Below are 10952 nucleotides of genomic sequence, written 5' to 3'. Positions count from 1 at the left end.
GCCCATGGTGGGGGTTCTTTCGTTGGTTGGTTTTGATCTCGACAATCAAAATTCTCCAACAAAATCTCCACCGCCTTCCTCCCCACCTTCAGAGCTCAGCCCGTACACCACTTTGGACTATAGCTCCGCGAACACCTTATGCATTGACGTTGCTGCAGTGGAAGCGGCAATTACACATCGTACAAAAGCAATAATCCCTGTGCATTTTGCAGGACACTCCGCTGACATGAATGCATTATTAGCGATTGCGCATAGACATGGTCTTCGCGTTATAGAAGACGCAGCACACGCTTTACCAACGACATGCGATGGAAAGCTAATTGGTACGCTGGATAGTGACGTGACCGTATTTAGTTTTTATGCCAACAAGACTATCACGACCGGAGAGGGTGGTATGCTGGTCACGCGTAATCCTGAAATCGCCAAGCGAGCACGCGTTATGCGTCTACATGGCATCAACCGGGATGCATTTGATCGTTTCACGTCCAAGGCCCCAAGCTGGTACTACGAGATCGTTGCTCCAGGATTCAAATACAATATGACCGATATAGCTGCATCGATTGGAATCCATCAGCTTAAGAAGGTCCATACTTTCCAACAGAAGCGAGCTCGCGTCGCGATGTTGTATGACGATGCCCTAAAAGGGTTGCCTATTATTCGCCCCCCGCACGCTGCTACCGGAGATATCCACTCTTGGCACCTTTATGTCATCCAGCTAGACGATTCGGTAAATATTGAACGAGACGTCTTCGTGGAGCGTATGTATGCGCAGGGGATTGGGTGCAGTGTTCACTATATTCCGTTACATCTTCAGCCCTACTGGCGTGACACGTATGCATTAACTCCTGAGATGTATCCGGTTAGCCAGCGAATCTATGAGCGTACAATTTCTCTGCCGCTATACTCGCGAATGTCTGAGGCCGACGTGACGCGGGTGGTTAATGCGGTTAAGGAAGCTCTAAGGTGATAGCCAAGCGATTATTCGACATCATAGCAAGTGTGCTTGGGTTGGTAATGCTAACGCCATTGCTACTATTAATTGCATTGGCCATCAAGCTCGATTCTCGGGGGGCGGTATTCTTTAGGCAGGAACGCGTAGGACAACGCGGGAAAATATTCCGAATTCATAAATTTCGGACAATGGTTATTGATGCTGATCGCCACGGATTACAAATTACTGTAGGAGCTGACGCGCGCGTCACTAGGGTGGGTCGTGTGTTACGCAAGTACAAGCTAGACGAGTTGGTCCAACTCATTGATGTCTTGCAGGGTAATATGAGTTTGGTCGGACCTCGTCCAGAAGTACCACGCTACGTCGCATGCTATCCACCAGAGGCACGAGGAATTATACTGTCAGTTAAGCCAGGTATCACTGACTTGGCTTCTATCGAATACAAAGACGAAAACGAAATCCTTGGGAAGTCCGCGGACCCACAACAAGCATATATTAACGAAGTATTGCCCATTAAGATTCGTTATTACATTGATTACGTTAATAATCGGACTTTCTGGAACGACGTTTATCTCATTGTTGCTACGTTGCGGGCGCTCGTACGCTAAGGTGCTCTAAAACTGTCTTTGTTGAAATCATTGACCATAGTTTTGGTAATTGTTTCAGTGAGTTTCTTTAGGTATTAAAAACCACTTGTACGGTTTAGTTAATGTGGTCATGTACCTTTTAGAGATTAAAAAAATAACTCGAGAATCTAGCTCCATTTAACCTTTGGTATGTTACGTAGGCGAGAAGTTGTTGTTACTACCTATTTCCTGTTGAATGTTTTGGATTGGCGTTAAGCAATAAACTATATATTATGATTCGTAAATATTTTGGTACTGATGGAATACGGGGCCACGTAGGTGTTGCGCCGATTACTCCAGAATTTGTAATGAGGCTTGGGTACGCGGCTGGCACCATACTAACCCGTTCTCATACAAGGGACGGGAAGGCGGTCGTGTTGATTGGCAAAGATACGAGAATTTCAGGGTATATGCTGGAGGCAGCGCTGGAAGCCGGGTTTTCTGCTGCGGGAGTGGATGTCATGCTAGCAGGCCCAATTCCGACTCCCGCTGTCGCCTACTTAACCCGCGCGTTACGATTATCAGCGGGAGTAGTTATCTCGGCTTCGCACAACCCATACCATGACAATGGCATCAAATTCTTTTCAGCCCAAGGTACCAAGTTACCTGATGCGGTCGAGTTAGCTATTGAAGCCGAACTCGAAATGCCAATGACATGCGTGGCATCGGGAAAACTCGGCAAGGCCAAGCGCCTGGACGACGCGCAAGGACGGTATATCGAATTCTGCAAAAGTACCTTCCCGTCGAAGATGGACTTGCGCGGCATGAAAATCGTGGTCGATTGCGCGCATGGCGCCGCCTATCACATCGCACCCGACGTGTTGCATGAGCTTGGCGCGGATGTGATCACCATTGGCAATGCGCCTGATGGCTTGAATATCAATGATGGTTTCGGCGCGACTGCACCGAAGGCTTTGGCCGCAGCTGTGTTAGCCAATAAAGCGGATGTTGGCATTGCACTCGACGGCGATGCCGATCGCCTCATCATGGTCGATGACACCGGGCGTATCTATGATGGTGATGAACTCTTGTACATCATGGTCAAGGACCGTAGCTCACTAGGGTCAGTCAAAGGAGTGGTCGGAACCTTGATGACCAATGTCGCGGTCGAACATGCATTCAACAACATGGGAACTCCATTTGTGCGCGCAAAGGTGGGCGACCGTTACATACTTGAAGCATTGCAGGAGTACGGTTGGTTGATTGGCGGCGAGGGTTCAGGACATATGCTGTTCCTCGACAAGCATACAACCGGTGATGGCATTATTTCAGCCCTTCAGGTGTTGTCCGCATTAAAGCGGAGCGGTAAGACACTAGCCCAATCTGCGAGTGATATCTCACTACGTCCACAGGCCTTAGTCAACGTCAGGATGCCCACTGCTTTCGACTGGCAACAGAGTGACGAACTACTCGCAGAAAAAAGCCGTGTAGAAGCAGAGATCGCAAATAGTGGCCGCGTCCTGATTCGTGCTTCCGGCACCGAACCATTGCTTCGGGTAATGGTCGAAGCAGAAAATATGGCACTTGCTCAGAGTCTCGCACGTCGTATCGCCGACACGATACCTGTCTAGATATCTGCATCGGCTTACAAGAATCCTTATGGCCGATAATGGCAGCTTGTCGGTTCGCGGCCTGTGTCGAAATGCTTATAGCGCCTTACACGGGGTCGGAATCCGTGAACTCGACATATCGCATCACCGTGTCTGGTCTTTTCCAGCCGCCGCGATTCATGATTTGCGCTAGGCTGCGGCCGTTAGCTAGCATGTCCTGCGCTGCGCCTACGCGTCCAGAGTGTCCTGAAAGACCCGCAATGGCGAGGTCGGAAAGACCGGCGCGCTTGGCTAGTGCCTTATAGATGCGGGGGATGCTGCCAGCATCAAGTTGTTTGCCAATTACGCCATAGCGCGATACTTTCCTGAGGATGGGCCCTGATGTCTGCTTGACGTGTTTTAACCAAGCGGCACAAACGGACATCGTCTTCTTTGAAAGCGATAGTTTTTTTCCTTCGCCTTCCTGGTCAGTCTTGGAAAATCGCATCAGGATCGATCCCGTGCCGTCCTGGCGCAGCTGCAGATCTTCAATAAGAAGGTTGACCAATTCCGATCGTCTACGCATTGTGTCATAAGCGATGCGTAGGAGTACACGGTCACGTAGTCCTTTAACACTGTCATCGGTCGCTGCAAGCAATTGGTCGAGTAGGCTGGCGGTTAATCCTAGCGCTTGCTTTTGACGACGGCCTTTTTGGCGATGCATCCGACGCATTGCAAGTACAACCTCTTCACTTTTTGTCGGGTCAGGCAGTCCATTGAGACGGTGAATGCGTCCAATAGCAGCAATACGTCGTCGCACCGTCGATGACTGAGCAGTTGCTGCATCCACAAACACAAACTGGGCAACGCTTTGGGCACTTGCAGGCAGTGCGGTCAATCCAATGGAATCACACCAGGCAATAAAGGCTTCAAAGTCGGCACGATAAGCGCGCAGCGTGTTTTCAGCGTAAGCTCCTTCTAAGCGAAGGAGTGAGCGACGCAGCCTGGTACAAGGGCTGTTCTCGTTTTCTGTACAAATGCTTTCCCCTTTACAATAGGGCGCATTACCATTGCCTAGAGATGAACCCATTTTGGCCTCCATTGATACTTATAGTATCAATATAGACGCAATAAGTATGATTACAAGTGCTCAAATTCGTGCAGCACGCGCCCTATTGCGGTGGTCGGCAGATGAACTTGCCCAAAAGGCAGGTGTTGGTATCGCCACCGTTAAGCGTTTTGAGCTCATGGACAATGTGCCAGAAGGCAGAACGAGTACGTTACAAGCCATCCAACGAACTTTAGAATTAGCCGGAGTGGAATTTATTGGTACGCCGGATGATGGTCCGGGGGTGCGATTGCGAATTGCGCCACCGACAAGATAAAAAAGGGGTTTTTTCCAAACGAACTGTCGTCTTAGGTGATTCGGAACATTTGCAGGCTTGTCTGTGGCTAAAATAGGGCACAGGTGCCGGACCTTGCGTAGCATTACTTCTCTGGACACTGTACGTATTTCTTGGAAGACTTATGGCAGATAAGAGAAAGGCAAGCAATCCCACTGGCCCCCGTGACCTGACCGGTTTTTTCGGACCAAGCTAATTTGGGATAGCTCCGGTGGATAAAGTTGTTACCTTCTTGCAGAACGCTTCTGGAGTTTCATAGTTCAGGCTGGAATGTGGCCGGACTCGATTGTAATGCTGCCGCCAGTCCTCGATCACAACCCGGGCTTCAAGACGATTCCTGAACCATTCCATGGCCAGGCATTCATCACGGAACTTGCCGTTGAAGCTCTCCGTCGTTCCGTTTTGCCACGGCTTACCAGGGTCAATCAGTGCACATTCTATCCCTTGATCGGTTATCCACTTCAGTAAGGCAAAGCTTACGAACTCGGGGCCATAGTACATGCAGAATGTCAGCCATCAAGAGTAGGAGCATCCTTCTGTTTGTCCGTTTACCGAAGGAGGAACCTGAGATGGCTGACACGACAAATGCTACACCTGCGCTCAATTTAGTGCGGTGCGTGTCAAGGTAGTTGTCGCATAGATCAAGCTGCCGCCTTCAACGTCGTCGCGGGCGGCGGATTGAGCCATACGTGATCCGGAGCCTGCCAGGGGCGCGGATGCCGCTTCCATCGCAGCGGATGCCGTTGACGGGCTGCCTCGTAGACAGCACGACGCTGGACTAGCAAGGGCTCAGCTGTACCGTTGTGACGTTGCTCAGGCGTGACGTAAGCAATCCCGCTATGCCGGTGGCTGCCGTTGTACCAGGTTACAAACCGCAGCACCCACTCACGCGCAGCGGCGAGCGTTTCAAAGCCACCCGGCGGATAGCCAGGCGCATACTTGCAGGTCCGGAACCACGACTCGATATGAGCATTGTCATCCGAGACACCAGGACGGCTGTGTGACGGTGTGATGCCCAGTGCCTGCAGCTTTGTCCTGAGCGTATACGACGTCTGCGCCGCACCGTTATCGGCATGTAGGATCAACGGTTGAGTGCGACGCTGCTCACGCCAGCAGGCACGTTCGATCAGATCAGCCGCTTCTTCACCGTTTTCCCGTTCATGCACTTCCCAGGCAACGAGCTTGCGGCTGTACAGGTCCAGCACGGCATACAGGTAGAAGAACTGACCGCGCACCCGGCTTGGCAAGTAAGTCACATCCCACGACCACACTTGTCCAGGGCCGGTGGCCACATGGCGCACTGGCTGCGACGGTACCGGCGCCTTGCTACGGCCGCGATGGTGCTGCTGCCTGGCCTGCCGCAATACCCGGTAAAACGACGACTCCGAGGCCACATAAACGCCCTCATCGGCCAGTTGCGGCACGATCTGCGCCGGTGGCAGGTCGGCAAAGCGGGGTTCATGGCACAACGTCAGGATGTGCTGGCGTTCTTCAGGCGTCAGCTTGTGACACGGTTCCGGTCGTTCGGCATGTGGCCGGGCATCGGCCTGCACCTGTCCTGCCTGTTGCCAGCGCTCGAACGTGCGTAACGAAATGCCCAGCTCTTGGCAGGCGCTAGCCAGGCATGCACCGGCCCGTTGGGCTTGCAGGATGTCAGCCACGAGTTGCTGGCGCTGCGGCAACGCAGTCATGCGTCCTCGTCGTCGGTCCGCAGCGCCTCGTACTTTCGCGACAGCACCAGCAAGGCTGCCGCTTCAGCCAGCGCCTTCTCCTTGCGGCGTAGATCCTTCTCCAGTTCACGAATGCGCTTCTTGTCCTGGGCGCGCTCAGCCTTACCATTGGACACCTGGCCCAGGGCCATTTGCGCTTCCGAGCGCCAGCGGCGTACCTGTTCCACAAACAAGCCCTTTTGCCGGCAATACTCGGCCAGCTCCGCCTCGCCCAACGGCGCGGTTTCCAGCACCACGGCAAACTTGTCAGCCGCGCTCCAGTCTTCCGGGTTTTGCCCGTCCCCAGGGACGGCGCGACCAGCGCTACGGGCCTGTTTGCGCCACAAGTACAGCGTCGCTTCCGGGATGCCGGTGAGCTGCGAAACCTCAGGCACTGGCTTGTTCTGCGGCGCGCTCATCAACGTCAGCGCGTGTTCCTTCTTCTCTTTCGTGTAGTGCGTCATTGCGTTCCTCGTCACCCCCAGAGTTTATAGAACTCCAGTTATTGGAGGCGACAACTATCTTGACGCAAGGGGAGTGGCAATCGACATTGCCCGCTATTGGAATTATGTCCTGCTGGAAACCGCGGCCGGCAAACTTCACCGCTTCAAGATGGGCAACACTGCGCCAGACTTTGACCGCCTGATTGGCTTTCTTCAATCATTATCCGGCCCATGTCGCGTCGGTATAGAGCCAACCGGAGACTATCATCGTCCAATCGCATATCGTCTTCTGATGGCAGGGTTTGAAGTCGTTGGAATCAGCTCTGTTGCTGTTGCCCGCTATCGTGATGCCATGTTCAATTCCTGGGACAAGAACGACCCGAAGGATGCTGCGGTGATTCTGGAGATGCTACGCCGTCAGGCCCATCAACGGTATGTTGATCCTATGGTGGCTGGCACTCATGATTTGCAGGAAATCGCCAAGACCTATTACCAGGTATCACGCGCACGTACGAAGGCACAGCACTCACTGATCAATCATGGACTACCACTTTACTTTCCAGAGATGCACCGTTATTGGGCCACTACCCGCAATGAATGGTTTATCCGTTTTCTCATGGAGTTTCCAACTCCCGCTCATGTAAGGTCGCTTTCGCAGGAGGCCTTTGTGCTGGCAGCATGGGATCTGGTCGGACGCAAGGTTAATAAGCGAGCCAAGCTTGAGGAGATATGGGAGATCGCGGGCTCAAGTGCCGCGCTGCCTCACGCTCCTGATTCACTGGCGGTAGAGATGTTCCGCGTAACTCTCAAGCGCTATCAGGACTTGAATCAATTGAGAGCTAGTATTGAAGAGCGCGCCGAGCAGGTGCTTGCAGGTAATGAGGCCTTCGAACATCTTAAGACACTACCCGGCGTAGGATCTGTCATTGCTCTGACGGTTCTGGCCGAAGCTGGGGACGTCAGCCGCTTTGCCCATCATCGGCAGTTCCTCAAGTACTGCGGCTTTGATCTGGCCAAGCAGCAATCTGGCAATCAACGCGGCCGCGAGCAATTATCCAAGCGAGGTAACGCCCGCTTGCGTCTGGCTTTCTGGCTCGCCGGCGTAGGCGCAGTGCGTATGCGGGAGAACTCGTTTCGAGACAAGTACGACCGATACATCAAGGCCGATCCCAAGAATGCGGACTTGCGCAGAAAGGCGCTTACCGCAGTCGCAGCCAAGATGGCACGCGTAGCCTACAGTATCGTCAAGACGAACCAGCCGTATCGGCGGTTCTTTGAACAAGCTTTACCCAGTGGATCGATCCCTCTCTCGGCTGCCATTGGAGCGCATGCGACTCCGTAGATAATGCTCGGACCTTCCACTGGGTTCCCTATGCTGTTTTAAGTACGGTGAAGATCGTGGCGCCAATTGCTTCGAATCTTGTGTCTACTATGGTCTGGCAAGGATCTCATTACGTGGAAGAACACTGGACTGTTGTGTCTGCTCTTTGTAGCTGCCAAACGGCTTATTCCGCTTGGCCGGGATACTTTTTCCTTTTTTGCAGATACCTCTTGCATTTAGTACGTTGTCACTGCGTAGGTAGCGTGGCGCACCTCGCACGCTGATGAGGCGCGACAGTATTTCAATCACCCGGCCCGAACGAATCGATCCAGCTACATCAATGGCAAGTGCCTCACGGGTGAATTCGTCGACTACCGTCAGACATTTGATTTGCTGGCCGTTGGCACAGGCATCGAAGACGAAGTCGTAGCTCCATACCGAATTTGCCTTGGCCGGCGCAAGTGGACGTGGCCTACTTGCTGCCACCTTGCGTCGGGGACGCTTGCGTGGCACCTGTAGACCTTGTTCTGCCCACAGACGACTGCATTTCTCCTTGCCGACAACGAAGCCTTCCCGTTTGAGGAACACGCGGATACGGCGGGATCCGTAACGGGGATACTGGCGTGACAGCCGATGCATAGCCCTCGTCACAGGTGCATTCTTCTGTGGCAGAGTGGGTATATACAGCAGGCTGGACCTTGCTACCTGCATGAGCGCACAAGCTCGACGTTGAGAGATACCTCGCTCAACTGCGTAGAGCGCCGCAATCCGTCGGGCTGGTGCGCTTACCATTTTTTTCGGGAAATCTCCTTCATCACTTCAATTTCGAGATCCCGTTCAGCCAGCAACTTCTTGAGCCGGGCATTCTCCTGCTCCAGGGCTTTGAGATTCTTTACCTCGTCAGTCCCCATCTCGCCAAAACGCTTGCGCCAGCCGTAGATGCTTTGCTCACTCACGCCGTGGCGCTTGGCCACCTCGGCAATCGGGGTCTTGTCCGCTTCCCGCAAAATTCGGACGATTTGCTCGTCGCTGTATCGGCTTTTCTTCATTGCTCCCTTTCATTTGGGAGCTATCTTCTCAAATTTGCCGTGGTCCGAAAATCCCAAGACAGGTCACCCGCACTGAAGCGGGCAAGGCAACCGCTTTCTTGAATGCCGTTACCCACGGCGTTCGGTCTTCGAAGCTGCTGCTGCCAAATGAAAATCCCCAAGAATATCAGGCCCTACTGCAGAGCTTGATTATTGATTTAAAGCCCGTTGGCGCTCTCGAACAGTTGTTAGTAGATAAGATAGCGGGCGCCGCCTGGCGTAGGCTTCGCATGGAAGGGGCAGAGTATGCCATCCTCACCAATGTGCAGATGCATCCCGTTTCCGATAGGGAGCTGAAGGATGCACTAGACCTGTGGAATGAAAAACAGCCCGACTGGATGACCACAACAGATGAGTTTGGCAATTCAATTCTAATGCCGTTGCCGGACTGGATGCGGGAGCAAAAGAATATGCCCAGTCCTGCCCAGGGTGTGCAGGCAGAGGGCATCTGCCGTGAATGGGGAGCGCAACAAGATGGCGCGATCCGTCTGGAGGAAGAAGAGGATGCTCGGCGGCAGTGCCCATTGCATTGGCGCTTTCTACAAGCCGAGGTAAAAAAGATAGGGTCTAAAGGAGACCCGGCGCTAACCCTCAAATTACTGTACAACGCTGATAGTTTTACCGAGGGTTTTGTTTGCTACATGGAGGACCAGTACAAAGCGTATTACTGGGTCGCTTACTGTCATCGTCACCGGGAGAAAGTAAAAGCTGCCTTTGGTGCGATCCGTTCCCAACGCATGTTAAAAGCATGGGACCCCGAGAAATCGCATCGGTACACTACCATGCTGGATAATCAGCTCTTCAAGCTATTGCGCGAGTTTCGAGAAATGCGGGCATGGCGGCTCGATAATCTGGATATGATGAATCTTGAGGCGCCTACGCAGGTCGACGACGCAGAAATCGTGACTGAACCCCAACCTAGGCCGGCGTCGAAAAAAGCTTCATCACGCCGGCGCAAGCCGTCTTAAATTAAGAAAGGGCGGCGCGCATAACGCCCGATAAAATTCTTTATCAGCTGCGGAATAACCATGTTATAAGCGCCAGAACATGGTTATTCCGCTTTCATTAGTACGTGCGTTTATGCTAAGGCAACGACATCTATTTCGTTGACAATGCCGGTGATGTCGTTACCGAAGCTGAAAACGAAGGTACTGACACTGTCTGGGCCACAGTCAACAGCCATATCCTGGCAGCCAATGTCGAAAACCTGACCTTTACTGGAACCGGTGCATTTACTGGCACAGGCAACAACCTGGCCAATACCATCATCGGTGGTGCAGGCAATGACATCTTGTCCGGAGGAGACGGTAACGACGTGCTCAATGGTGGCGCTGGTGACGATGTATTCATGTTTTCCACCGTAGGATTTGGCCACGATAGAGTGCAGAACTTTGATTTGCAGCCTGAAGTCGGCAATGATTTACTTGACATCTCGGGTCTCGGAGTCACTGCCGACAACTTTGCTAGCAGAGTAATCATCATCGACGCCGGAGCTGATACCCTAATTAGTATTGGAGAAGATTCAATTCGCTTGCTAGGAATTGATGACGCAACAACCGTAACTATAAATGCCTTCCACCTAAGCACGAAAACAAAAGGATGTTGACCTATACTGGATATCATGAGTGCGCAGGAGGGCATTGCCATGAGCGGGATCCATCTAACTGCCGAAGAGCAACTGCAGCTTGAGCAGACCTTGCGTGAAACCCACGACGCGCACCAGTACAAGCGCACACTGGCGATTCTGGAATACAGCCGCGGCCGTCCCATCAAGGAGGTTGCGCAGTCGCTTGGCGTGACGCGGCAAAGCATCCACAACTGGGTAGTGAAGTTGCAGCAGCAAGGCACATCACAGGCCCTCGTCGATGGAGCCCGTCCGGG

The 10952-nt window shown here is 52.8% G+C and carries 10 protein-coding genes and 3 pseudogenes; 8 read left to right on the top strand and 5 right to left on the bottom strand.

Going from position 1 to position 10952, the window contains the following annotated elements:
• The 3 genes from IGW03_RS36325 to glmM all read left to right on the top strand — a co-directional run.
• The coding region (locus IGW03_RS36325) for a DegT/DnrJ/EryC1/StrS family aminotransferase (protein WP_194727251.1) at window positions 1-967 on the top strand (967 nt) is incomplete at its 5' end.
• A complete protein-coding gene (locus IGW03_RS36320; RefSeq protein WP_194727255.1) occupies window positions 967-1560 on the top strand; it encodes a sugar transferase in 594 nt (197 codons plus the stop codon). The genes IGW03_RS36325 and IGW03_RS36320, both read left to right, overlap by 1 nt.
• Before the next feature lie 251 nt (window positions 1561-1811).
• Window positions 1812-3149 (top strand): phosphoglucosamine mutase, encoded by a 1338-nt coding sequence (gene glmM, locus IGW03_RS36315; RefSeq protein WP_194727250.1) that lies wholly within the window; start codon window positions 1812-1814, stop codon window positions 3147-3149.
• Window positions 3150-3234: 85 nt separating this feature from the next.
• Here glmM and IGW03_RS36310 read toward each other — a convergent pair whose 3' ends face one another.
• Entirely contained in the window at window positions 3235-4197 is a 963-nt protein-coding gene (locus IGW03_RS36310) for a tyrosine-type recombinase/integrase (RefSeq protein ID WP_194727249.1), read from the bottom strand.
• Between the two features lies 1 nt (window position 4198).
• On the opposite strand from IGW03_RS36310, the gene IGW03_RS36305 reads away from it, so the two are divergent.
• Window positions 4199-4492, top strand: coding sequence for a helix-turn-helix domain-containing protein (locus IGW03_RS36305; protein WP_228536318.1), 294 nt, complete (start codon window positions 4199-4201; stop codon window positions 4490-4492).
• Between the two features lie 210 nt (window positions 4493-4702).
• Here the strand turns inward: IGW03_RS36305 and IGW03_RS36300 are convergent.
• Window positions 4703-5002, bottom strand: a pseudogene (locus IGW03_RS36300) (integrase core domain-containing protein); the annotation flags it as partial.
• Window positions 5003-5151: 149 nt separating this feature from the next.
• Window positions 5152-6683: pseudogene (locus IGW03_RS36295) on the bottom strand (IS3 family transposase).
• A 73-nt stretch (window positions 6684-6756) separates the two neighbouring features.
• On the opposite strand from IGW03_RS36295, the gene IGW03_RS36285 reads away from it, so the two are divergent.
• Entirely contained in the window at window positions 6757-8004 is a 1248-nt protein-coding gene (locus IGW03_RS36285; protein ID WP_438943710.1) for an IS110 family RNA-guided transposase, read from the top strand.
• Window positions 8005-8226: 222 nt separating this feature from the next.
• On the opposite strand, the pseudogene IGW03_RS38555 reads toward IGW03_RS36285, so the two are convergent.
• A pseudogene (locus IGW03_RS38555) lies at window positions 8227-9032 on the bottom strand (IS3 family transposase); the annotation flags it as partial.
• 98 nt (window positions 9033-9130) lie between these two features.
• On the opposite strand from IGW03_RS38555, the gene IGW03_RS36270 reads away from it, so the two are divergent.
• On the top strand, window positions 9131-10039 hold the full coding sequence (locus tag IGW03_RS36270; RefSeq protein ID WP_194727245.1) for a hypothetical protein: 909 nt from the start codon (window positions 9131-9133) through the stop codon (window positions 10037-10039).
• Window positions 10040-10149: 110 nt separating this feature from the next.
• Here IGW03_RS36270 and IGW03_RS38550 read toward each other — a convergent pair whose 3' ends face one another.
• Window positions 10150-10446, bottom strand: coding sequence for a hypothetical protein (locus IGW03_RS38550; protein WP_228536317.1), 297 nt, complete (start codon window positions 10444-10446; stop codon window positions 10150-10152).
• Between IGW03_RS38550 and IGW03_RS39215 the strand changes: the two genes are divergently transcribed.
• Both IGW03_RS39215 and IGW03_RS36260 read left to right on the top strand, forming a co-directional pair.
• A complete protein-coding gene (locus IGW03_RS39215; protein ID WP_369122969.1) occupies window positions 10336-10677 on the top strand; it encodes a calcium-binding protein in 342 nt (113 codons plus the stop codon). The two genes, IGW03_RS38550 and IGW03_RS39215, sit on opposite strands and share 111 nt — an antisense overlap.
• Before the next feature lie 39 nt (window positions 10678-10716).
• Window positions 10717-10952, top strand: a 236-nt coding sequence (locus IGW03_RS36260) for a helix-turn-helix domain-containing protein (protein ID WP_194727244.1), incomplete at its 3' end; no start/stop codon positions are given.

The sequence above is a fragment of the Noviherbaspirillum malthae genome, assembly GCF_015352985.1.
Lineage (GTDB): Bacteria > Pseudomonadota > Gammaproteobacteria > Burkholderiales > Burkholderiaceae_D > Noviherbaspirillum > Noviherbaspirillum malthae.
Note: the sequence above shows the minus strand (reverse complement) of the source record. Positions and strands in the feature narration are given on the sequence as shown.

Bases quoted from the DNA above. Each gene is read 5' to 3' on its own strand.
- glmM (WP_194727250.1), top strand. From the start codon at position 1,812: ATGATTCGTAAATATTTTGGTACTGATGGAATACGGGGCCACGTAGGT.
- IGW03_RS36310 (WP_194727249.1), bottom strand. From the start codon at position 4,197: ATGGGTTCATCTCTAGGCAATGGTAATGCGCCCTATTGTAAAGGGGAA.